A 23,798-nucleotide genomic window follows, 5' to 3' on the forward strand; every position below is an offset into this window, starting at 1 on the left:
GAATTTGGGCAGAGGGATTAGTGGAGATGGTGCGGGCGTTTGACACAGTCGAGGCCGTTCAGCAAGGGCTTGTTTCTGCGGGCTATATTGCCAATGACGGCTTGGCTGTTAGCCTGTTTCTGGCCCTTGCAAAGCAGCGCGCACTTTTTCTTGAGGGCGAGGCTGGTGTTGGAAAAACCGAGATTGCCAAAGTGCTTGCTAGCGTTCTTGGGCGCGATCTGATCCGACTTCAATGCTATGAAGGGCTTGATATTAATCAGGCTGCCTATGAATGGAATTATGCGCGGCAGTTAATTGAAATTCAGGCGCAAAGATGCGCCGATGACGCGCAATCATCTAACCCGCCAGATACTAGTGATACCGGGGCTGATAATCTGTTTCGCGAGACCTTTTTAGTTGAACGCCCTTTATTGCGCGCGTTACGGTCGCACCCGGCTGGCGCGCCTATATTGCTGATTGATGAAATTGATCGCGCCGATGAAGCCTTTGAAGCCTATTTGCTTGAACTGCTTTCCGATTGGCAAATCACAATCCCGGAACTGGGAACAATCACCGCTGCAACGCCGCCAATTGTGATCATCACATCAAACCGCACACGCGAGATTCACGATGCGTTAAAACGGCGGTGTTTTTATTATTGGGTTGATTACCCAAGCCGTGAGGTTGAATTGCAAATTCTCGCTGAAAAAGCACCGGATGCAGGCCCCGCCCTGCAGGCACAGGTGGTGGAATTTGTGCAAGCGCTTCGGGGCCAGCAATTGTTTAAATCACCGGGTGTCGCCGAAACCATTGACTGGGCGCAGGCGCTGGTGGAATTAAACTGTGTCGCGCTCGATCCGCAAACCGTTGATTCGACGATGGGCGTCTTGTTGAAATATCAGGATGATATCAGCCGTATTCAAGGAACCGAAGCGGCGCGCATCTTGTCTGAAGTGCAGGGCGCAATGGTTCAGGGCGAGCTGTCACGGGCATGACAGGGTCGCTGAAACCTCCGCCGAAAAAGGTAACGCCAAAACTTGATCAAAATATCATGCTGTTTGTGCGGCTGCTTCGGGCCATTGGGATGAAGCTGGGATCGGCGGATATGCTGAACGCGGTCGATGCGGCAAAAACAGTTGGTGTTGCGAATAAGAATTTTATGTATCACGCTCTGGCAAGCAGTCTGATCAAACGGCGCGAGGATAAGCTGCTTTTTGATCAGGCCTTTTATATGTTCTGGCAAAACCCAAAATTTCACGAACGCATCCGTGATCTCTTGTTGCCAAAGATCAAATCACCCGGCGATGAGCATGATGATGGCGCGGCGATGCTGCGTCGCTTGTCCGACGCGCTAGCCGCCCCGCCCAAGGATCAGCCAAGCGCCAATGATGATGTCAAAATTGAGGTGGATACCACGGGCACCGCCACCGATAGCGACCGGCTTAAACATAGAGATTTTGAAATGATGTCTGCTGAGGAAATTCAGCTTGCCGAACAGGCGATTGCCAGCCTTTGGCCTTGTTTACCCCGGCGCCCGGCGCGGCGGTCAAAATTATCACCGCGCGGCCAGAAAATAGCGATGCGTTTTGCCTTACAACGCAGCGTTAAACAATTAGGCATCGTATTTCCGCAATTTCAAACAATCGTAACCAAGCCGCGGCCGCTGGTCGTCTTGTGCGACATTTCCGGCTCGATGGAACAATATAGCCGCATCATGCTGCATTTTATTCATACGCTGACCCGCAACCATCCTGCCGTGTCTAGTTTTTTGTTTGGAACGCGTTTGACCAATATCAGCCGGCAAATGCAAAATCGTGACGTTGACGAGGCGGTGCAAGCGGTATCGCATCTTGTCGAAGATTGGTCGGGTGGCACCCGTATCAGCGGGTGCCTGGAGCAGTTTAATCAGGATTGGTCACGCCGTATCATGGGGCAGGGGGCAATAACGCTGCTGATCACAGACGGGCTTGATCGCACGGCAGACCCCGCATTCGGCGCGCATATGGCACGCCTGCATAAATCGACATCGGCGCTGGTCTGGCTGAACCCGCTATTGCGCTTTGATGGATTTGCACCAAAGGCGCAGTCGGTCAGGATGATGATCCAGCATGTCGACCATTTTTTGCCGATACATTCATTGCAGGCAATGCGTGATTTGACGACCAGTCTTGCAAAAATACAAAATCAGCGTGACGCCCGATTGACCGAATGGCAAGATGCGGCGCGTCGTGCCGGATTTACCGATCGTGCGGTACCGTCTTATGCGCAGGAAAAAGGGTCTTTGGCTTGATGAGTGATCAGCGGAGTGAACATCTTGATAGTCGTTTGATGCTTGCTGACGACGCATTGCTACAACAGGCGGCAAGCTGGCAGGGTGCGGGCCATAAGCTGGCTTTGGCGTTTGTCATCCAGACATGGGGATCATCACCGCGTCAGGTTGGTAGTCTGATGCTGGTACGTGATGACGCACGGATCGCAGGTTCGGTGTCGGGCGGTTGTGTTGAAGGGGCGGTAATTGACGCCGCGCTTGAGATGATTGAGGCCGGCGGTAGCCAGCGGCTGGATTTTGGCGTTGCCGATGCGACCGCATGGGAGGTCGGTCTGTCATGCGGTGGGCAGATTTCCATTCTTGTCATGGCGGTTTCTGAAACTGGATTCTCTCCAGCGTTACTTGACGATGCAGCAAAATCTCTGGCGCGACGTGTGCCGGTTGGGTTTTGTCTTTCGGTTACCGGTGGCGGCGCGCACAAGGCCAAATCATTACCGCAAAAAAGCGAATTGATTGATGATGAATTTTGGTTTGTACAAACACCGCGGCCGCATATCATCATCATCGGCGCGGTTCATATCAGCCAGCATTTGGCCTCGATGGCATCGCAGGCCGGTTTTGCGGTGACGGTAATTGATCCACGGCGCACATTTGCCACAGATGACAGGTTTCCGGGCATTGATCTTGTGTTTGATTGGCCGGACCGCGTTCTAGGTGAGATTGCGCTTGATCAGGAAACTGCACTCATCGCGTTGACGCATGACCCCAAAATTGACGATGCGGCGTTGCATATGGTGCTTGGCAAACCATTATTTCACATTGCCTGCCTCGGCAGTAAGCGCACCCATGCAGCACGGCTGCAACGTCTTGGCGATGCCGGCTTTAGCGATGCTGATATCGGACGAATTAAAGGGCCAGCCGGATTGGATATTGGTGCCAAGACACCAGCCGAAATTGCGGTTTCGGTGCTGGCGGAGCTGATTGCGGCCTTTCGTGGAAAGCTGGCACAATGAAGCTGGCAAGGTTCCCGCTTGATGATTGTGAAGGGCTTATATTAGCGCATCGCCACACCAGCTCCTATGGCACTCTATCAAAGGGAACATTGATGGATAGGGCGATGCTTGAACGGCTGCGGGCCGACGGCATTTCGTCGCTTGTTTGCGCAAAACCTGATCCGGATGATGTGCATGAGGATGTTGCGGCAGAACGGCTGGCAAAAGCCTTGTCGCCGAGCAGTGTTGATTTTACCCATGCTGCGACAGGACGGGTTAATATTCGCACGCGGCAACGCGGCATTATCCGGTATGACCGTGACCTTATCCGTCAGCTGAACGAGGTTGATGAGGCAATCACCTTTGCGCTGGTCCAGCATAATCAGCTGCTTGAAGCGGGTCAGATGGCGGCAACCTTGAAGATAATCCCCTTTTTTGTCGCAAAAGCCTCTATTGTGGCGATTGAAAATCTGCTTGTTGAGCGAACAGCCTTTGCCTTTCATGGCTTGCGCGAGGCGAGTGTTGGGCTGATCCAAACGCGGCTTCCGGGGCAAAAAGACCGGCTGTTCACGGCCACAGAAAATGTGACCAGAGCGCGCCTGACCCAGCTTGGCTGCCCTCTTGTTGAGAGCAGTATTTGCGGACATGACCGCGCGGTCGTTGCAGCCGAAATCAGTGCCATGGTTGCAGCGGGCGTTGAGATAATTCTGATCTGCGGTGGATCGGCAATCATTGACCGGCAGGATGAGGTGCCGCAAGCAGTTATTCTTGCTGGCGGCGAGATTGATCAATTTGGCCTTGCGGTCGATCCGGGTAATTTGTTGATGGTTGCCAAAGTTGATAAGCCCGCCAGATTTGATCATGCTGCGGGCGAACAGGGACATCATCATGTGATTGGTATGCCGGGTTGTGCGCGCTCGCCGAAACTGAACGGGTTGGACTGGGTTCTGCAATTGGTGCTGGCGGATATACCGCTTAGTCGCAATGAGCTTGCTGAAATGGCGGCTGGCGGGTTGTTGATGGAAATTGCCTCACGGCCTATGCCGCGCGCGCTTGCGACGATCCCGCCAAGCCAAGATAAAATCGCTGGTATTCTGCTTGCTGCAGGTCAGTCGCGGCGCATGGGATCAATCAATAAGCTGCTCGCGCCAATTGCTGGAAAGCCGCTTGTTCGCCACGCCGCCGAAGCGATGATTGCGGCTGCATTATCGCCGTTAATTATTGTGATCGGCCATGAGGCAGATAAGGTTGCGGCCGCGCTTGATGGCTTGCCGGTGGCCCTTGTGTTTAACCCTGATCATGCCAGCGGTCAGGCGGCCTCGGTCGGGGTCGGGGTTGGTGCGCTTGATGGCGATGTAACCGATGTTTTGATCGGGCTTGGGGATATGCCGCTGGTATCGCCAGCGGTGCTCGAAACACTGGTGCAAAACCATTTGGAACGCGATGATCATCAGCGCTGCATCACCTTGCCAACCAATGCGGGCAGACGCGGTAATCCGGTGTTGTGGGGACGGGCATTTTTCCCTGAATTATCGGCGCTAACCGGCGATAGCGGGGGCCGCCAACTGCTTGATGATCACGTGGCCGCGCAAAATCTGGTGGAATGTGATGATTCGGCTATTTTTCAAGACGTTGATACGGCCGAGGCGCTTGCCGCGATGACGCGTAATGTCGAGACGGGCAGGCAGTAGCAGCTGCCCAAACGCGGCTATTTCAGACCGGGTTTTCGCCCGCCCGCCTGTTGGGGGCTGAAAATACCGCCAATCAGCGGAATTGAGGCATGGTGCGCCACGATGAGTGACAGGATCAAACCGGAAAGAACACTTGTGGCAATGCCGTACCAGACGCCAACGACGCCAAATCCCCAAATATGCACGAAAATATAGCTGAAAAAGGCCACGCCAAAGGCCTGACGATAAATGCCAATCAACAATGTCCACATCGGCCTTTTCAACGCCTGCAAAAATGAATTGATAGCAAAAAGCATCATATAGATTGGCAAGATAAAGCCGTCCACCCGCAGATAGCTGACGCCGATAGCAATCACGTCAGGGTCGTGGGTAAAGCTGCGCATCAATAACGGTGCGGCGAAATAAAGCGTTGGGCAGGCCACCAGCATGAAAAGCCAGCCAAACTTCCAACAAGTAAATAGGGCGATCCGGACGCGTTCACGCTCGCCAGCGCCGAAATTCTGTGCCGCAATGGGCAATAACGCACCGGTGAGGCCGAAAATCGGCAGCAAAAATAACTGTTCAACCCGCAAGGCAACGCCGTAAGCAGCGACTGCTGAAGTGCCAAATGATTTGAGATAAAACTGCACGATAAAGCCAGCAGTAAACATCACCAGCATGGTGAATGTTGTTGGCAGAAGCTGTGCCAGAATTTGTCGGTACACAAGGAGATTGGGCAGGATATTGGCAATCGTTTTCTGTGCTAAGATGGACGAACGAGACAGCCTGACCCCGATGAAAATCATAACCCCAGTTTGGCTGATCACCGTTGCCGCGGCAATGCCATCAAAGCCGAGACCGTTCCATACACCCGGAATGCCAAACATCATCAGCGGGTTCAATCCGATATTCGCAAAAAAAGCACCAATTAGTGCATATTGCATCGAAACGGTATCACCTTGTGCCTGCAACAATCCGTTAAGTCCATAGCCAATCACAAAGGCCGGAAGACTGAGCAGCAATAGTGTGAAATAGGCCGCACCAGCATCGCGGTAAGCGCCTTCGGTCGAAATAAAGTTCAGCAAATGGGGGCCAATGAAATAGGCCGCTGCCATTAACAAGCCAGATGCAACAATGGCAAACCCTACACCTTGGGTTGCAACCAAGCTGGCGTCATGGTCATTTTTGGCACCAATGGCGTTGCCAACAAGCGCGGTCATTGCCGAGCCAAGGCCAAAGCCCACGGTAACAAAAATGAAAAAGGCCTGAAAGGAAATTGCCAGACCGGCCTGTGCATCGGTGCTGATCAAGCCAGCAAAAAACACATCGACAACATTATAAAGGGTTGAAAATACCATGCCAATGGCGGCAGGCAAGGCAAGCCGCAGGAAATGTCCGGCCAGTGATCCTGTGGTAAGGTCATGCGTTTTTGTCATTCCGATTGCTTACGCTTCATTCACGGTGGTTTCAATCGTCTTTTTGTTGCGATCGTCGGCGCTTTCGCGATAGGTTGCCCGCAGCTAGGATCATCATCATTTTAAAAGGGCGAAAAACATATGTTTGGTACCGGTATCATGGAGGGGCTGAGTTCACAGACAATCATTCTGATGGCTGTTGCTGGTGCCGGTTATGCGCTCTACATCTCGGGCGAAAGCCTCGCCAAGAAGGCTGCAAAGAAAGATACAAACGCGCCGCTTGCCACATTGTTAAAAATGATTGGTGGCCCGATGATGCTGATTGCCATTGGGGTGTTTATGCTGCGCTGGTTAATAAACCGCTTCTAAAGCCGGGTCGCCGACGCCTTTATCGGCGCAATCATCCTGCACATAGGATTCTGGCATCCAGATGGGGCATCCAGATGTGGGGCGGGCTTATAGAGAAATCGAGGCTGCTATTGCCCGGCTTCGGCGATCCGGTAAAGACCGCCTTTGCCCTCGTCACTAAGCAGGAGGACGCTGCCGTCAAACGCAACCGCAACATCACGCACCCGTCCGATAGCGCCGTCCAGCATGACGGATTCTCGAACTGGTCGACCGTTTTCGATTATTACTAGATAGAGCCGCTCGAATTTTAGCGAGCCAACCAGTAGATGCCCGTTTAAATAGGGAAACATCTCGCCTTGATAAAAAGTCATGCCTGACGGGGCGATTGAGGGGGTCCAAACCCACACAGGGTCGCTAAGGCCGGGCGCGCTTGTACCGCTGCCAATACTGCCGCCGATATATTCCTTGCCATGGCTGACTTTGGGCCAGCCGTAATTATGGCCGGCCTCAATGATGTTTATTTCATCACCGCCGCGTGGGCCATGCTCATGCGCCCAGATTTCGCCATTTGACGGGTTGATTGCTAGGCCTTGCGGGTTGCGATGCCCCTTGGTCCATAGTTCAGGGGCCCAGCCGTCCAGCCTTGGATTGTCGGGCGGCGTGCTGCCATCATGGAAAAGCCGGATGATCGCGCCGGCGTGAAGGGAGGGGGCTTGTGCATCATGGCGATCACCCCGTTCGCCAAGGCTGGCATATAAATAGGTTTCATCAAGCACAATGCGGCAGCCATAATGAATCGCATTACGCGTCGGGTTATTTGCGCGGAAAATCGTTGTTCGGTCGGTCAGGTTATTGCCGTCAAATCCGGCACGATCAATCGCGGTAACGGTTTCATTGCCAATTTGCAGGCTATAACAAAGATAGATAGTGACAGCATCATCGCTTGAACCAGTGCCGGCGATATTCCCCGAAATCATGCCAGCTGGCGCTTTTACCGCGACATCTAGCAGCCCGCCCTGCCGGTTCGCCGAAACAGCGGGCAAATTGCCGATGGTTTTGCGATCGCCGGACAAAAGATCGACAAGAAAAAGATTGCCCTCACGCTCGGTAACAAATAATTGCCGTTTATCCAGAAAATCCATGCCCCACGGGTGCGATAGCGGCGCGCCGATCTGCTGAATTAAGGGGGCGGAGATTGCTGGCGTTACCATCCCGATAGCGCCTATTCCGCCAAAAAACAGCCACCCAACGATTGCCCAAGCAAGCCTGAGATTATGGCAAGCCGCAGCAGTGATCAGGCGGCCGCTTCCTTGCCGAATAGATTTAATCAGATAAAAATGAGGCATCGTTGAAAAAAGCCCTTGCTAGTGGTTCGGCAAATTTAATCCAAAACATACTAGTACTATTTTGCCCCCAATAGTGAGTCGTACTCAAACTATGTGGTTATTCTGTTGCATGGAACAAGTCTTGTGCTGGCAGATTGACCCAAAACAGAAATATAGGCAGGTAATGACCGGCATAGACCTTGATCACATGACAGCGATCATCCAGCACGAGATCGATGCGTTAAAACAGCTGAGTGAAACGACCAAACCTAGCCGTGCGCCGGTGATGCTTGATCAGCAATCAGTTGGCCGCCTATCACGCATTGATGCACTGCAGCAGCAATCTATGGAATTGGCAACCGAAGAACGCCGCCAGCAGCGCCTTTTAGCACTTACCGCTGCATTGCGCCGGATCGAGGCAGGCGATTACGGGTTTTGTTTGAAATGTGACGGTGATATTGCATCCGGGCGGCTGGCAGTTGATCCGGCGGTAACGCTGTGTATTGATTGTGCCTAGCGCGACCCTCAAATGACCTCAACGGTTGGGGGGTTTTTGGGGTTAAGCCAATTCGCGCCGTGCCAGATAGATGCTTTGCAAAAAATCGCGATCTTGAAGCGGGTTATGGAACGGCACCGCAACCGCGCTTGCCTCGCTAAATACCGATTGCAGCCGACGGGTAAAATCATCATCAGGCGGGTCGTTTGACCATAGTGCAAAGATGCCGCCATTCTTGAGGTGATGCTGCAGCTTCATCAGGCCTTCGGGCTGGTAAAATCCGGCATGGGCAGGTGCGAGATGAAAATCTGGTGCATGATCAATATCCAGCAATATGGCATCAAAACGGTGCTCGGGCTGCGCTGGATCGAATCCGTCATGCCCCGCTGCCATCTGAAAAAAATCGCCCTCAACAAAGCGGCATTTGGGATCACCGACAAGGCGTTTGCCTAGCGGGATCATCCCTGCTTCATGCCACCCAATTACCGGGGCCAGTTTTTCGATGATCAGCAGATCATCAATCCGGCTGTCATTCAATGCCGCATCCGCAGTAAAACCCATGCCGAGCCCGCCAACAACAACTGACAATCGCCGGTTATCCGAAATTGCAGCAAGGCCGTGTTCGGCAAGCGCTACCTCAGATGTCGTAAACAGATCGGACATCAAATGTTCATCGCCAAGCATGATTTCCAGCACATCAACATCAAGGCGTAATTCGCGCCGCCGCCGCAGCGATATGGGGCCAATGGCAGTTGGCTGGTAATCGAGTTCTTCGAAATAGCGGCTCATGGCAAATCTTTCGTCACTTTTTTGGTGTCTAGTCATTTACGGGTCATTGAGGGCGTGCGCGTCTGTCGCATTTCAATTATCCGGTTTGCGTGTTATTCAAATAACCATGGATCCGACAAAATCACCAGCATCACGCATATTTAATGCCGATCAAGCGGGTGCTGACCACGCGCCGGCAGCACGTCAGTTCTCTTTTGCACTTTTATGGCGGGGGATCACAAAGCGCTGTCCGCAATGCGGAATTGGGCCCGTTCTATCTGGCTATCTTGCGCCAAACCCCTGCTGTGCGCATTGCGATGAAGATTTCCGACACATCAGCGCGGATGATGGGCCGGCCTGGCTGACCTTGCTTGTGATCGGTCATGCGGTGGTACCATTGATGATTGTTTTTGGGCGCGATGCAACGATATCGCCGATATTGGCAATTGTCATTCTGGCTCTGGTCACGCTTGTCGGTGTCTATTTTGTGCTACCGCGCGCAAAAGGCGTTTTTATTTCGTTGATATGGCTAACCGGTGCAACTGGACAAGATATGTTCACCGCCGATCAGGAAACATCAGACCGGCCTGCTGATCAGCCAGCTGATCAGTAAGTGCGGATAAGGCGATACCGCCGATCGCTCATCAATCCTAACCGTCAAATACCCCGATTATACTCTCCGTCAATCGCGTGGCCTTTCGCGTGAGGTTTCTGCGTGCCCCGATGAAAAAAAACCATGAAAATTATACAGCAGTGAAAAAAACATTGAAATTTTCATTTATTTCGGTTCAGGATGAAATCATCAGGCGCGGGGGATCGATGCTAATTGATTTAAAACAAGATGCCAAAGCAGGCACCGGGGCAAAAGCCCCCTTAAGGTCAAGCGGCAAGATTGGCAGTGATATTCGTGCGTTGCGCCGGTCGCGCAATTGGACGTTAACCGATCTTGCGGAACGGCTTGACCGGTCGGTTGGCTGGCTATCACAGGTTGAGCGTAATGTTTCCGAGCCGACGCTTGATGATATTCGCAAAGTCGCCAGTCTATTCTCGTTGCCGGTTAGTTTCTTCTTTACCGATGGCGGCCATGGTGACGAGGCAGCCTATATTGTGCGCGCCGGGTCAAGGCGGGTTATGAGTGACGCATCAAAGGGCTTGGCCGAAAGTTTGCTATCGCCGGATCTTGGCGGCGCTTTTGAGATTGTGCATTCGGTCTTTGCACCGGGGGCAAGCTGCCCCGAGCCATTTATCCGCCCAACCGAAGAAGCTGGCTATGTGATCGAGGGCAGCCTTGTGCTGTTTATTGATGGCGTCCGGTTTGAGCTTAATCCGGGTGACTCGTTTCGGTTTGCCGGCGAAGAGATCACTTGGATCAACGAGGGCAAGACTAACGCGGTTTTGATATGGGTGATTGCACCGCCGGTTTATTAATGTGTGACCCATCCAAAAGAGAACGGCAAAGACGGCATTGAGACGAGACCCGAAAAATCAGGCTACTGAAACCGGACGAATAAGACATCGGGCACAAAGAAGAACCTGACGGGCAAGTAAGACCTGACGGGAACGTAAAATAAGCGATCTGGACGCGGAGATGAGCACATGACGCAAGCAACTGTGACTTCAAAAGAGACCAAATTACAGGCATCGGCCAATCTTCCCGCAACTGCGCGTGTGTTGGTGATTGGCGGCGGGGCTGTTGGGTGCTCGGTGCTTTACCATCTGGCGGAAATGGGCTGGTCAGATTGCGTTTTGCTGGAAAAGAATGAGCTGACATCAGGCTCGACATGGCACGCCGCGGGCAATTGCCCGAATTATGTCGGGTCATGGACAATGATGAAGATCCAATCCTATTCAACCGCGCTCTATCGCAAGCTGGGGGATCTGGTCGACTATCCGATGAATTATCATGTCACCGGAGCCATTCGATTAGCGCATAGCCGCCAACGCATGGAAGAATTTCGTCATGTACAGGCAATGGGCCGCCATATGGGGGTCGAATTTGAAGAAATGTCGAATGCCGATATGCAGGCGATCTATCCGTTCCTTGAAACCCATGATCTTTATGGCGGCCAGTGGGATCCATTAGATGGCGATATTGATCCGGCGCAATTGACCCAAGCATTGGCCAAGGGCGCGCGCGATATGGGCGCAAAGATTATCCGGTTTTGTCCGGTGACCGGGGTTGAGCGTATTAACGATGAATGGAAAATCACCACCCCAAACGGTGAAATCAGAGCCGAATATGTTGTGAATGCGGCCGGGTATCGGGCAGGTGAACTTGGCAAGATGTTTGGGCGTGATGTGCCGTGTGTTTCGCTGGCGCATCAATATCTGATCACCGAGCCGATTGCCGAATTAACGGCGCGGGATAAAAAATTGCCGCTGCTTCGTGATCCTGACAGCTCATATTATCTGCGGCAGGAAAAGGACGGGTTGCTGCTTGGCCCTTATGAGAAAAACTGCCGTGCGCATTGGCTGGATGCCAGTGATCCGATGCCAGATGATTTTTCTTTCCAGCTCTATAACGACGATCTGGAACGGCTGGAATGGTATATTGAGGATGCGTGTGCGCGGGTGCCAATTCTTGGTACCGCTGGCATTACGCGGGTGGTGAACGGGCCAATCCCCTATACGCCGGATGGTCTGCCGTTGATTGGGCCAATGCCCGGTGTGCCGAACGCGTTTGAGGCGTGTGTCTTTACCTTTGGGATTGTTCAGGCTGGTGGTGCTGGCAAGCTGCTGGCCGAGATTATCATTGAAGGCGAGGCCGACAGCGATAGCTGGGCTGTTGATCCGCGCCGCTTTACCGACCATGTCGACACGGCTTATACAGCGGCCAAGGCGATCGAGACCTATAGCCATGAATATGCGATGCATTTCCCGCAGATTCAGTGGCCGGCTGGCCGCAAGGCAAAATCTTCGCCGCTTTATGACCGGCTGGCGGCAGCGGGTGCTGAATTTGGCAGTTATGGGGGATGGGAACGCGCTGACTGGTTTCCGGCGGTTGATGCCGACCGGCGGCCGGCCGATAGCTATGACCGCCAGCACTGGTTTGATGCCGTCGGTCAGGAATGCCGCCACGTCGCAGCCCATGCCGGGATTCTGGAGCTTACAGGATTTTCGCGGTTTCATGCGAGCGGCGATGGTGCTGACGCGTGGCTGACCCGTCAGATTACCGGTAATCTGCCGCGTGTTGGCCGCATAGGGCTAGTCTATTTTGCGTCACCAAAAGGCAAGATGCTAAGCGAGATGACCGTCACGCGCTTTGCCGAAAATGATTTTCTGTTGATGAGTGGCGCGGGAGCCTATTGGCATGACCGTGATTTGTTGATGGCGAACCTGCCCTCGGACGGCTCGGTGCAAATCACCGATGTGACGTATGATCTGGCAACCTTGCTGGTGACCGGGCCTAAGGCACCGGCAATTCTTGCTGATCTGACCGGCCACTCAATGGCAAATGATGATTTTGCCTGGTTAGCGTGCCGTAAGATTGAAATTGCTGGCGATGAGGTAACCGCCATTCGCGTGTCATTTGCCGGTGAAGCCGGATTTGAAATCCATTGCAAGATGGATAATATCGTCGCTGTTTATGATGCGATCACTGCCGCAGGTGCGGCTTATGAACTCGCCCCATTTGGAATGTTGGCATTGGACTCGATGCGCCTTGAAAAAGGCTATCGTTCATGGAAATCGGATCTCACGTCAGATTATACGATGCTGGAATCGGGGCTTGGGCGCTGGGTGAATTTCAACAAAGACGATTTTGTTGGCCGGACTGCCCTGCAAGCTGAACAGCAGGCGGGTAGCAAAAATGAGTTTGTGACTCTCGTGCTAGATGATCCGGATGATGGCGAGCCGTTTGGCGACGCTGTCTATCTTAGCAGCGTTGTGATTGACGGAAATGTTGCCGGATTGGTTTTGTCGGGTGGATACGGGCATCGGGTTGGTGCATCGATTGCGATGGCGGTTGTCGATTGCGGTGCGTTGCGGGCGGCAAAGGATATTTCAGTTCTGGTTCTTGGGCGATCGCGCCGCGCCGTACTGGTCGATGGCCATGTTTTATATGATCCAGAAAATATAAAGATGAAGGGCTGATAAATGCAGATTCCGTCAAAAGCGCGTGCGGTTATCATCGGTGGCGGTGTTATTGGCTGTTCGATTGCCTATCATCTTGGGAAACTGGGCTGGAAGGATGTTGTTCTGCTCGAACGCAAACAGCTGACTTGTGGCACCACATGGCACGCGGCAGGCTTGGTCGCACAGTTACGTAACACCCAGAATATGACGCGGCTGGCGAAATATTCACAAGAACTCTATTTCGGCCTTGAGGCGGAAACGGGTGTCGCAACCGGTTTCAAGCGCAACGGATCGATCACCATGGCGCTGAATGACGAGCGGATGGAGGAATTGCGCCGTCTGGCCGCTATGGCGCGGGCATTTGGGGTCGAGATCGACGAGATTGGCCCCAGCGATATCACAAACCGCTATCCGGGGCTTGCAACAAAGGATGCGGTTGGCGGGGTGTGGTTGCCAAAGGACGGACAGGCAGATCCGGTTAATATCACCCAAGCGCTGGCCAAGGGTGCGCGTAATTTTGGCGTGTCGATCCTGCAAGGTGTCAAGGTCACAGCCATTCATCAGGCAAATGGCCGGGTGAGCGGAGTTGATACTGACTTTGGGCCGATTGAGGCTGAATATGTGGTCAATGCTGGCGGCATGTGGGGCCGTGAAATTGGCGCTATGGCTGGCGTTTCGGTTCCACTTCATGCCTGTGAGCATTTTTATATCGTAACCGAGCCTATGCCTGATATTACACCAAATCTGCCAGTGTTGCGGGTGCCAGATGAATGTTGTTACTTTAAAGAGGATGCTGGCAAGATGCTGCTGGGCGCATTTGAGCCGGTGGCAAAACCCTGGGGGATGGATGGCATCCCCGAAGATTTCGAATTTGACTCTCTGCCCGAGGATTTTGATCATTTTGAACCAATTCTTGAGCGCGCGGTCGAGCGTTTCCCAATGCTGGCAACGGCGGGAATCCAGACCTTCTTTAACGGGCCGGAGAGCTTTACCCCCGATGATCGCTATATCCTTGGCGAGGCACCTGAGCTTGATCATTTTTATGTGGCGGCCGGATTTAATTCGGTCGGGATCGCCTCGGCGGGTGGTGCCGGTATGGCACTTGCTGAATGGATGGATAGCGGCAAACAGCCGTTTGATCTGTGGGATGTTGATATCCGGCGAATGCAACCGTTTCAGGCCAATCGCAGCTATCTAAAGGCGCGTGTGACGGAAACGCTAGGCCTGCTCTATGCAGACCATTTCCCTTATCGTCAATTTGCATCGGCACGTGGCGTGCGGCGCTCACCTGTTCATCATTACCTCGAGGCTGAAGGTGCCTGTTTTGGCGAGGTTTCTGGCTGGGAGCGTGCCAACTGGTTCTTGCCACAAGCCGAACGTGATGCCGGTAAAAAAGCCGAATATGTCTATAGCTGGCGCCGTCAGAACTGGTTTGACTATAGCGCGGCTGAACATATGGCAGTGCGGCAAAAGGTTGGCATGTTCGATATGTCCAGCTTTGGTAAGATAAAGCTGGTTGGCCGTGATGCCGAGGCGGTGCTGCAAATGATCGCGGCAAATGATGTTGCTGTTCCAGTTGGTAAGATCGTCTATACGCAGTTTCTCAATTCAGATGGTCATATTGAGGCTGATGTCACGATTACCCGCCTTAGCATGGACGCGTTTATCATCATTACGCCAGCCGCCACAATCCGCCGCGATCTGAATTGGATTAACCGGCATATTCCCGAAAATGCGCACGCCATCGCGGTAGATGTTACCGTGTCAGAGGCAGTGCTTGTCGTGATGGGGCCTGAGGCTCGAGATTTTCTTCAGCCAATGATTCCGCAAAGCCTTGCCAATGAAGATTTCCCGTTTGGGACTATGCAGACGGTTGAAATTGGTCATGCTATTGCCCGTGCGCATCGTGTTACTTATGTTGGCGAGCTTGGCTGGGAACTTTATGTGCCAAGCGATATGGCGGCGCATGTGTTTGAGGCGATTACCGAACGCCGAGACGATCATGCCATCGCAATGTGCGGCCTTCATGCTCTTGATAGCTGCCGCATCGAAAAGGGGTTTCGCCATTTCGGTCATGATATCTCAAACGAGGATCATGTGCTTGAGGCTGGGCTCGGTTTCGTGGTGAAGGAAAATAAACCTGTTGGCAAATTCGGCGGGATGATTGGGGCTGATGCGGTCAAGGCCAAACGAAATGATGGTCTGTCACGCCGGCTGGTTCAGTTTCGCCTGACCGACCCTGAGCCATTGTTATATCACAATGAAGCGATTTACCGAGACGGTGCGCTGATCGGGTATCTGACAAGCGGTAATTACGGCCATCATATTGGTGCCGCAATCGGGCTTGGCTATGTCAAATGCAATGAAGTTGGTGAGAGTGCTGAATCGCAATTAAGTTCGCATTATCAGATTGATGTGGCTGGCAGGCTGGTGGACGCCGAAGTGAGTTTGCGTCCAGTTTATGATCCAAAGGCTCTACAGGTAAAAATCTAGTTATTGGCTCTTGGTGGGGAGAAATATCCATGAACCAGAATAGAACAATCCCTCATTCGTCACGCCGTAGTGGTGGTCGTGAGGCGAGGCGCACATTGCGCGCTGCACCATTGGCCGAAGATTTGCGTCCAGTTCGAGCAGGGCTTGAGGGCGGTAATTTTAAACCGCTCGATGCTGCCGCGGTCAAGGCTGTGGATGCAACAGTCTATCAAATTCTAGAAGAGATAGGCCTTACTCAGGCACCTGATACCGGCATTAAATATATGACTGAAGCTGGGGCTGTTTTGGGTGATGACGGCCGCCTCCGGTTTCCCCGTGCACTGGTTGAACATACGCTGGCAATTTGTGGTCGGCACATCACCCTTCATGGACAAAATCCGAAGCATGATTTGTTACTATCGGGGTCGCGCGTGCATTATGGTACGGCGGGTGCCGCGGTTCATGTTGTTGATGTTGCCAAGAATGAATATCGCGAATCCTATCTGGCCGATATTTATGATGCGGCGCGTATCGTCGAACAGATGGATAATATCCATTTTTTCCAGCGCCCGATGGTGGCCCGCGATATCCCCGATCCGGCCGATCTTGATTTCAATACTGTCTATGCGGCGATCAAGGGCACGACCAAACATGTTGGGGTCAGCTTTACCGAGGCTGAATATATGAAACCGGTTTTTGAAATGCTGCATATGGTTGCTGGTGGCGAGGATAAATGGCGCGCGCGTCCGTTTGTGTCTAACAGTAATTGCTTTGTTGTGCCGCCATTGCGATTTGCCACCGAATCCTGTTTGGTGATGGAAGAAGCCGTGCGAAACGGTATGCCGGTTTTGCTATTATCTGCAGGGCAGGCAGGGGCCACGGCACCGGCCAGTATCGCTGGCGCGGTTGCACAGGCGCTTGCCGAGGTGGTTGCCGGGCTTATCTATGTGAATGCGATGAAGCCGGGTCATCCATGTATTTGTGGCACTTGGCCTTTTGTTTCGGATTTACGTACTGGTGCGATGTCGGGCGGATCGGGCGAGCAGGGGCTGTTGACTTCAGCCTGCGCGCAGATGCTGCAATATTATGATTTGCCGGGTGGTGCAGCCGCCGGTATGGCCGATGCGAAAATGCCAGATGCGCAGTCCGGCTATGAAAAGGGCAGTACCCTTGTCATGGCGGGATTGTCAGGACTGAATATGGTTTATGAAGCCGCCGGTATGCACGCCTCTTTGCTGGGGTTTTGTCTGGATAGCCTGATCATTGATAATGATATGCTCGGTCAATGTATGCGGTGTGTGCGCGGCATCGAGGTGAATGAAACAACCTTGGGCGTACAGGTGATGAAGGATGTGTGCATGGGTGGCCCCGGCCATTATCTTGGCCATGACCAAACGATTAAATTAATGCAGACCGAATATATCTATCCGGTGATTGCTGATCGTTCCAGCCCCAAAGAATGGGAGGAGTTGGGCAAGCCCAATCTTCTGGATACGGCAAGAAAGCGCAAAGAGGAAATTTTGGAAAGCCCGCATCCGCTGCATATTCCAGATGCGCTTGATAAGGATTTGCGGGCTCGCTTTAATGTCTTGCTTTAATCTCCGGCGTTAATCCCCGGCGTTAATTACCTGTCTCTTTTTCTCTTTAAAGCGATGGCTAATTTCGGATTGGGGCGCCATCATCTAACATAGCAGCAATGCGTGCATGGGTTTCCGGGGTTTTTGCAAGCCGGATAAAAGCCGCTCTTTCTCGGGCAAACAAACCTTCTTCATCAATGGTTTGACCTTCGCCTGCGCCTTGCACTATGATACTGGCGATCTGCATGGCAACGGTTTTGTCATGCGGCATGAAATCGCCGCGATCAACACCATCCTGCATAAATGCATCCATCTTTTCGGCGAGCGCTGCCGGTGCAAGCTCGGCCTCTGGCGGGCGCGGCGGTGAATAATTATGCGCCATTTCGGTTACCAGCTGGATCGCGCGCGGTAATAGCCGGTCACGGTTCATTACCGTATCATCACGGTCAGCAAGGAAATACTGCATTCGCGCCGCCAGCTCGGGCGATGAACCGGTGGCCGCATAGCCAAGATTCATCCATGCCTTCCATGCGGCCTGTTCCCAGTCGCCAAGGTGATGATGCCAGCGTAGATAGCTCTCTTTTACCCCGCCGCCACTCGGCACAACACCAACTGCCGCCTCGACAAGGCCAAGCACTGAATTGGTGTGAACGACAAGGCGGTCGCAATGCGCCAGCACTTCAAAACCACCACCAGCGGCCAGACCTGACGGTGCGCCTACAACTGGAACCGGCGAATATTTCAGCGCTGCAACGGCGCGTTGAAACCGCCATAAAAAGGCATCTATCTCATCCCATTGCCGACCTTTGATCATGCGGCGAAACGCATTCAGATCAACCCCGGCCGAAAAATGCTGTGCATCATTATGAACAATGATCCCCGCACCATGATCGGTGGCCGCCGCCGCAACAATTTCCATTGATGCGTCGGTTAGCGCATTTGCTTTGGAGTGAAATTCAACAAGCCGCAGATTACCCTCAAGGGCAAATAGGCTGGCCGCTTCATTGCTTAAAATAGGGTGCAAGGTTCGCCGCGTCATATGAAAGCGCATAACGCCATCGGGTAAATTGACCGGATAACGATGGCCATCGGCGTGTCGCACCATCAAATTGCCGGTCTGCACGGTATAATTTGGCGCTCCATCCTGCAGAAATGGCGGCATATCCAGACCGCATTCGTCAAGCAGTGCGGTAAAACGCTGTGCGCCGATTGCGTCGATCATCTCAAATGGCCCGCGCTGCCAATTGAAACCCAGCTTCATCGCATCGTCGATATCTTGCGGTGTGGTGGTCACTGATGGCACTAGGCTTGCGGCATAATGCAGAATTCGCCCCAGAACATTGCGGCAAAATCTGGCCTGATCATCATTACCATCAAGCAGCGGAAACAACGGCTCATCTTGCCATGCAGCGGCCTCTGCGGCGGCGATTGCTGCTGGTGGGAGTGCAGTTTTGGCGGGTTTATAAGGCGGCATACCATCGCCTTCAAATCCGGCAAACTGGCGCGCCATTCGCACGCCGTCATGACAGTAAAAACCGCCCTTGCCCTTATCGCCGGTAAAGCCTGCGGCAATCATTGCAGCGATGGCCGGATTAGCCCCGCCAACGCTGTGAAAGGCATCGTCAGCGGGAAGGATATTGCCAAGTGAGACCACAACATCGGCCATCAGATCGATGCCGATCAAATCATAAAGCCCGAAAACACCGGTTTTGGGAATACCCATTGGACGGCCAAATAGGGCGTCTGCATCTTCAATCGAAAGACCGCATTTCAGGGTTTCATCAATACCAACCTGAAGCGCAAAAACCCCGACACGGTTGCCAAGAAAACCGGGCGTATCGGCGCAGCGCACCACGCCCTTGCCAAGAACGCGGTCATTAAAATCGGCAAGGCGATCGATTACGTCGGCGTTGGTTTCAGCACCGGTCACCAGTTCAAGCAGCCGCATATAACGCACCGGATTGAAATAATGGGTTATGGCAAATCGCTGGCGAAACGCCGCTGGCATATTCTCGACAAGCAGCTTGATAGGGATGGTTGATGTGTTCGAGCTGACGATGCAATCTGGCCCGATAACCGCATCAAGGCGGCGATATAGTGCCTTTTTGATATCTAGCCGTTCGACAATTGCCTCGATAATCCAGTCACATTCAGCCAGCTTGTGAAAATCATCGTCAATCACGCCGGTGCTGATGCGTGCCGTGTTTTTCTTTGACATTAATTGCGGGGGATCAGATGCCAGCAGCCGGTCAATCGCAATTTCAGCCGGCGTTTTGCCACCCCCAGTCTTGGCCCCAAGGTCAAGCAGAAGAACATTATGGCCGGCATTGGCAATCTGGGCGGCAATTCCGCTTCCCATCGTGCCCGCGCCAATCACAGCAATATTTTTAAAATTTGCAGCCTTCATGTTATGTTCCTCTTTATCAGAGCTCTTTGTCGGGATGATTAACGAAGAGGTCTATACCTCCTTATGAACTAGCCGGCCAGAAATCCTCGCAGCGCGTCATTTACCTCGGCCGGCCGTTCCGCAGGCAACATATGACCAGCGCCGTCAAGAATGATTTGTTGGCTATTGACCAGACTATTTGCCATTGCGATACCGTGTTTGACCGGTGTCATACGGTCGGCACCAGCAAGTATACATATGGCTGGCTGGGTAATTTTCGTGGCGGCGTCTTGGCCAGCTGAATATTGGTTGCAGGCAATAAGATCATTGCGAAGTGCTGTTTCATCATTACTCGCCATCAGCCGGTTGCCATAACCAAGAAAGGAATGTCCGGGCTGGGTATTGTCATGCATATGCGCCATCGGCCCATGACCCCAGCTGGTCATCACGCTAATGGCCTTACCCAAGGCCTTGTCCGACATCGTTAATAGCTGATCATTTACCGGAATTGCCAATGCCCCGGCAATCAGGCCAAGCCGGGTAATGCGACGTGGATAGCGCGACGCCGCATCGATTGCGACGAGACAGCCTTGTGAATGGCCGACAAGACACGCGGTGTTGACGTCAAGGCTATCCAGCAACGCGATCAGCCAGTCAGTCATCGCCTCAATCGAGTCTAAAGGGGTGCCGCCAGATAGTCCATGCCCGGGAAAATCAGGGGCTAGAACCGGAAAGCCGCGATAAGCAAAATACCGGCTTTGCAATACCCATGTCAGATGATTTTGGCCGCTGCCATGCAGCAGAACAAGAGCCTCGCCGTCATTGGTGAACGGGCGCCCTCCAGTGGCGATATGGATCGATGTGTCAAATAGCTGATGTTTCATAACAAGTATCCTTTGATCCTATCTCTTTGATCCTATCCCTTTGATCCTATCCCTTTTGGATCATCCTTTGGCTTTTTGCTGCTTGGCCGCGGCGCGGAATGCCATCTCGAAATCAGCTTTGATATCGTCAAAATCTTCTAAACCGACCGATAGCCGGATCATATCGTCAGACAGGCCACCCTCGATCATGGCCTCGGCGGAAATATGTGAATGGGTCGTGCTTGCCGGATGGATAACAAGGGTTTTCGCATCGCCAACATTGGCCAGATGCGAGGCAAGCTCGACCGACTCAATAAAGGTACGGCCAGCATCGCGGCCACCCTTTAGGCCAAAGACGATGATCGAGCCAGCACCGCGCGGCATCATGCGTTTTGCCAGTTCATGCCCCGGATGATCAGCAAGGCTTGGATGGCGAACCCATGCCACCTGATCATGCCCACCAAGAAAATCTAGCATCTTGGCGGTATTGTCCATGTGACGCTGCATCCGCAACGGCAGGGTTTCCATGCCTTGAAGGATATGAAACGCATTTGTTGGCGACAGTGACGGGCCAAAATTATACATCCCTTCAGCACGAAACTTTGCGGTAAATGCGGCTGGGCCGAATTCTTCGTAAAAATTAATCCCGTCCATGGCGTAATGCGGGCCGGCGATGGTGGGGAATTTATCATTCTGTCCCCAATCAAAATTGCCACCATCAACAACAGCACCGCCAATAGCAACGCCATGACCGCCAATCCATTTGGTCAGGGAATGAACGATAAGATTAGCGCCGAGCGTAAAGGGCTTGAGCAGCCAAGGCGTATTAAAGGTACAATCCAGCATCAGCGGGATACCGGCCTTGCCAGCAATTTTCGCCACCGCTTCGACATCCATAATATCAAGGCCCGGATTACCGATAACCTCGCCAAAGATCATCTTGGTATTTGGTGTGATTGCCTTTTCGATACCGGCAAGATCTGACGGGTCAACAAAACTTGTGGTGATGCCAAAGCGCGGCAGGGTGTTTTCCAGCAAATTAATGTTGGCGCCATACATGCGGGATGATGAAACGATATGATCGCCTTGCGAGCACAACACCAGAACAGCGGTCGCAAGCGCGGCCATACCAGACGCGGTTGCGGTTGCGGCAACACCGCCTTCAAGCGCGGCAATGCGCTGTTCCAATACGGCAACTGTAGGGTTCGAGATGCGCGTATATAGATGCCCGCCAAGTTCCTGATTATAGAGCGCGGCAGCATGTTCAGTGTTCTGAAACACATAGGATGTCGTCTGGTGAATGGGCACTGCGCGCGAACCATGACGCTCGTCAGGGACGTGCCCTGCATGCAGACTTAGCGTATCGAATTTATAATCACCGCTCATTGTCTTTTGCCTTTTGTTGCTCGTCTCGATACCCCCTTTCTGCCCGCTTCATGAAACCAAGTCAATAAAGCCACTGGCCGAGGTTTGGGGAAAAAGTGATGGGCTGGTATGAAGATGTGTGATCGCTGATGTTGCGCGGTCAGCCGAGGTTGAAATAATCAACCCCGGCTTTTTGCACGATCTGCATCTCGCCGCGTGCAACAAGATGATTTAAGTGCGCGCGCGCCTCGCAGCTGGCAAAGAATAATTCATGGTCAGTCAACTCAAAGGCAAATAGCGTGGCCATGGCATCTGCAGTTGTCATTGGTCCGGTGGTTGCCGCATCGCGCAATTGTTGGAGCCGCATATTATGATGTTCAATCAAATCTCTTGCCCGAACGCCGCCACCAAAATAAGGCCAATCATGTCCGGGGATTACCAGCCAATCATTATCCAGCTGACGCATCTGCTCAAGATACTCGTAATAATACCCAAGCATATCCACCTTGATAGCGCGCAGGCTGACCGAGATATTTGGCGATATGCGCGGTAACAGGAAATCAACGCAAATATAGAGTTTGCGATCAGCATCGACGAGGCTCATATGGCCGGGTGAATGACCCGTATCAAAGCGCGGTGTCCAGATGCCAGATTTGGTCTGAAACCGTTGATCAGTTTCGATGATAGTTACATCGGGCAAATCGCCCGATAATTTGCGGAAATAATTGCCTTGTGCCCTGATGCGCGCCACCACCGCGTCTGCCAGCCCAAAGCGGGCATAGGTATCACCCATAACAGTGCCAAATCCGGTGTCAGTCTGCGCTAGGCTCCAGCTTGCTTGGCCATGTTCAATCGAGCCCATGTAAATACGAGCACCGGTGATCGCTGCAAGCTTGCCCGCATAGCCAACATGATCAGCGTGGTAATGCGATACGATGATGCCGCAGATCGGCCTTCCAGACAGCGGCCCGTCCAGCATGATCTGCCATTGATCGGCGATCGCCTGACTATTGATACCGCAATCAAGCAGTAGCCAGCCATCTTCTGTATCAAAAGCATAGAGATTGATATGATTGAGCCGGAACGGCAATGTAAAGCGCATCCAGTAAAGATCATCGGCAAGCGCCACCATTTCGCCAGCTTTTGGGGGGTCAATCGCAAGAGGTGTCATGATGTCTGATGCCATATCAGGGCGCGTAATATCAGGGCGCGCGGGTTGAGGGGGGATAGGTTTGTCTGACATCGGATTCATGGGGCTCATGGAATTGGCTCGATAACAATCTGCGGCGAATGGGCGGTTAATAGTTGGCACCGGCAAATCCGTGCTGACGCCATGCTTCATAAATCACGATTGAAACCGCGTTGGCAAGGTTTAGCGAACGATTATCAGCCATCATTGGCAGCCGCAGTTTTTGAGGCTCGGCAATGCTGGCGTGAATATGTGCCGGCAAGCCAGATGTCTCCGAACCAAATAAAAAGGCGTCACCGGGCAAAAAGGCGCGTTCAAACAGGCTGTCTTTGCCGCGTGTGGTGATAGCAAAGAGACGCGGTTGCCCCAGCCAGTCCAGACAGGCAGTCAAATCCTTGTGGATATGAACATCGCTCAATGCGTGATAATCGAGTCCGGCGCGCCGGCAGGATTTTTCATCCAAGCTAAACCCGAGCGGCTCAATCAGATGCAGGCGGTTACCGCTATTTGCCGAAAGCCGGATAATGTTTCCGGTATTTGGTGGAATCTGCGGCGCAAAAAGAATGATCTCGAACATCAGATGAAAGCCTTCGACGTGATCTTGGGTTTA

General features: G+C 52.9%; 19 protein-coding genes. 11 read left to right on the top strand and 8 right to left on the bottom strand.

The features are described from left to right. Nucleotides 1–26 precede the first annotated feature (26 nt). Genes AB8881_09645 through AB8881_09660 form a run of 4 tightly spaced genes read left to right on the top strand, consistent with a single transcriptional unit; the run spans nucleotide 27 to nucleotide 4,931 of the window. Entirely contained in the window at nucleotides 27–974 is a 948-nt protein-coding gene (locus tag AB8881_09645) for an AAA family ATPase (protein XDZ62802.1), read from the top strand. Further along, nucleotides 971–2,269 (top strand): VWA domain-containing protein, encoded by a 1,299-nt coding sequence (locus tag AB8881_09650; protein XDZ62803.1) that lies wholly within the window; start codon nucleotides 971–973, stop codon nucleotides 2,267–2,269. Before AB8881_09645 ends, AB8881_09650 begins: the two co-directional genes overlap by 4 nt. Next, the gene (locus AB8881_09655; protein ID XDZ62804.1) at nucleotides 2,269–3,261 is read left to right on the top strand and encodes an XdhC family protein; all 993 of its coding nucleotides are present in this window, start codon (nucleotides 2,269–2,271) and stop codon (nucleotides 3,259–3,261) included. The genes AB8881_09650 and AB8881_09655 overlap by 1 nt, the downstream gene beginning before the upstream one ends. Continuing rightward, nucleotides 3,258–4,931, top strand: a complete 1,674-nt coding sequence (locus AB8881_09660) for an NTP transferase domain-containing protein (protein XDZ62805.1) — start codon at nucleotides 3,258–3,260, stop codon at nucleotides 4,929–4,931. The genes AB8881_09655 and AB8881_09660 overlap by 4 nt, the downstream gene beginning before the upstream one ends. Nucleotides 4,932–4,948: 17 nt before the next feature. Here AB8881_09660 and AB8881_09665 read toward each other — a convergent pair whose 3' ends face one another. After that, nucleotides 4,949–6,346 (bottom strand): MATE family efflux transporter, encoded by a 1,398-nt coding sequence (locus AB8881_09665; GenBank protein ID XDZ62806.1) that lies wholly within the window; start codon nucleotides 6,344–6,346, stop codon nucleotides 4,949–4,951. Nucleotides 6,347–6,466: 120 nt separating this feature from the next. Between AB8881_09665 and AB8881_09670 the strand changes: the two genes are divergently transcribed. Then, nucleotides 6,467–6,694 (top strand): hypothetical protein, encoded by a 228-nt coding sequence (locus AB8881_09670; protein XDZ62807.1) that lies wholly within the window; start codon nucleotides 6,467–6,469, stop codon nucleotides 6,692–6,694. A 107-nt stretch (nucleotides 6,695–6,801) separates the two neighbouring features. Here the strand turns inward: AB8881_09670 and AB8881_09675 are convergent, their stop codons facing one another. Beyond that, complete coding sequence (locus tag AB8881_09675; protein ID XDZ62808.1) at nucleotides 6,802–8,019, bottom strand: PQQ-dependent sugar dehydrogenase; 1,218 nt, start codon at nucleotides 8,017–8,019, stop codon at nucleotides 6,802–6,804. A 109-nt stretch (nucleotides 8,020–8,128) separates the two neighbouring features. On the opposite strand from AB8881_09675, the gene AB8881_09680 reads away from it, so the two are divergent. After that, entirely contained in the window at nucleotides 8,129–8,515 is a 387-nt protein-coding gene (locus AB8881_09680) for a TraR/DksA family transcriptional regulator (protein ID XDZ62809.1), read from the top strand. Nucleotides 8,516–8,557: 42 nt separating this feature from the next. Here the strand turns inward: AB8881_09680 and AB8881_09685 are convergent, their stop codons facing one another. After that, nucleotides 8,558–9,319, bottom strand: coding sequence for a spermidine synthase (locus AB8881_09685; protein XDZ62810.1), 762 nt, complete (start codon nucleotides 9,317–9,319; stop codon nucleotides 8,558–8,560). Between the two features lie 70 nt (nucleotides 9,320–9,389). Between AB8881_09685 and AB8881_09690 the strand changes: the two genes are divergently transcribed. The 5 genes from AB8881_09690 to AB8881_09710 all read left to right on the top strand — a co-directional run bounded on the left by AB8881_09690 (nucleotide 9,390) and on the right by AB8881_09710 (nucleotide 17,406). Next, nucleotides 9,390–9,875, top strand: a complete 486-nt coding sequence (locus AB8881_09690) for a DUF983 domain-containing protein (GenBank protein ID XDZ62811.1) — start codon at nucleotides 9,390–9,392, stop codon at nucleotides 9,873–9,875. A gap of 206 nt (nucleotides 9,876–10,081) precedes the next feature. Beyond that, on the top strand, nucleotides 10,082–10,690 hold the full coding sequence (locus tag AB8881_09695) for a helix-turn-helix domain-containing protein (protein ID XDZ62812.1): 609 nt from the start codon (nucleotides 10,082–10,084) through the stop codon (nucleotides 10,688–10,690). Nucleotides 10,691–10,858: 168 nt separating this feature from the next. Next, nucleotides 10,859–13,354, top strand: coding sequence for an FAD-dependent oxidoreductase (locus AB8881_09700; GenBank protein ID XDZ62813.1), 2,496 nt, complete (start codon nucleotides 10,859–10,861; stop codon nucleotides 13,352–13,354). A gap of 3 nt (nucleotides 13,355–13,357) precedes the next feature. Beyond that, nucleotides 13,358–15,829, top strand: coding sequence for an FAD-dependent oxidoreductase (locus AB8881_09705; GenBank protein ID XDZ62814.1), 2,472 nt, complete (start codon nucleotides 13,358–13,360; stop codon nucleotides 15,827–15,829). 29 nt (nucleotides 15,830–15,858) lie between these two features. After that, on the top strand, nucleotides 15,859–17,406 hold the full coding sequence (locus AB8881_09710; GenBank protein XDZ62815.1) for a trimethylamine methyltransferase family protein: 1,548 nt from the start codon (nucleotides 15,859–15,861) through the stop codon (nucleotides 17,404–17,406). A gap of 58 nt (nucleotides 17,407–17,464) precedes the next feature. Here AB8881_09710 and AB8881_09715 read toward each other — a convergent pair whose 3' ends face one another. The 5 genes from AB8881_09715 to AB8881_09735 all read right to left on the bottom strand — a co-directional run bounded on the left by AB8881_09715 (nucleotide 17,465) and on the right by AB8881_09735 (nucleotide 23,765). After that, the gene (locus AB8881_09715) at nucleotides 17,465–19,792 is read right to left on the bottom strand and encodes a 3-hydroxyacyl-CoA dehydrogenase NAD-binding domain-containing protein (protein ID XDZ62816.1); all 2,328 of its coding nucleotides are present in this window, start codon (nucleotides 19,790–19,792) and stop codon (nucleotides 17,465–17,467) included. 68 nt (nucleotides 19,793–19,860) lie between these two features. After that, nucleotides 19,861–20,655 carry an alpha/beta fold hydrolase gene (locus AB8881_09720; GenBank protein XDZ62817.1) on the bottom strand — a complete coding sequence of 265 codons (795 nt, stop codon included), beginning with the start codon at nucleotides 20,653–20,655 and terminating at the stop codon, nucleotides 19,861–19,863. A 60-nt stretch (nucleotides 20,656–20,715) separates the two neighbouring features. Further along, nucleotides 20,716–22,020: an O-acetylhomoserine aminocarboxypropyltransferase gene (locus AB8881_09725; protein XDZ62818.1), complete on the bottom strand. Its 1,305-nt coding sequence runs from the start codon at nucleotides 22,018–22,020 to the stop codon at nucleotides 20,716–20,718. A gap of 139 nt (nucleotides 22,021–22,159) precedes the next feature. Continuing rightward, on the bottom strand, nucleotides 22,160–23,170 hold the full coding sequence (locus AB8881_09730; GenBank protein ID XDZ62819.1) for an MBL fold metallo-hydrolase: 1,011 nt from the start codon (nucleotides 23,168–23,170) through the stop codon (nucleotides 22,160–22,162). A 127-nt stretch (nucleotides 23,171–23,297) separates the two neighbouring features. Continuing rightward, the gene (locus AB8881_09735; protein XDZ62820.1) at nucleotides 23,298–23,765 is read right to left on the bottom strand and encodes a tRNA (cytidine(34)-2'-O)-methyltransferase; all 468 of its coding nucleotides are present in this window, start codon (nucleotides 23,763–23,765) and stop codon (nucleotides 23,298–23,300) included. Nucleotides 23,766–23,798 lie beyond the last annotated feature (33 nt).

Source organism: Alphaproteobacteria bacterium LSUCC0396 (assembly GCA_041228345.1).
Lineage (GTDB): Bacteria > Pseudomonadota > Alphaproteobacteria > Puniceispirillales > Puniceispirillaceae > UBA3439.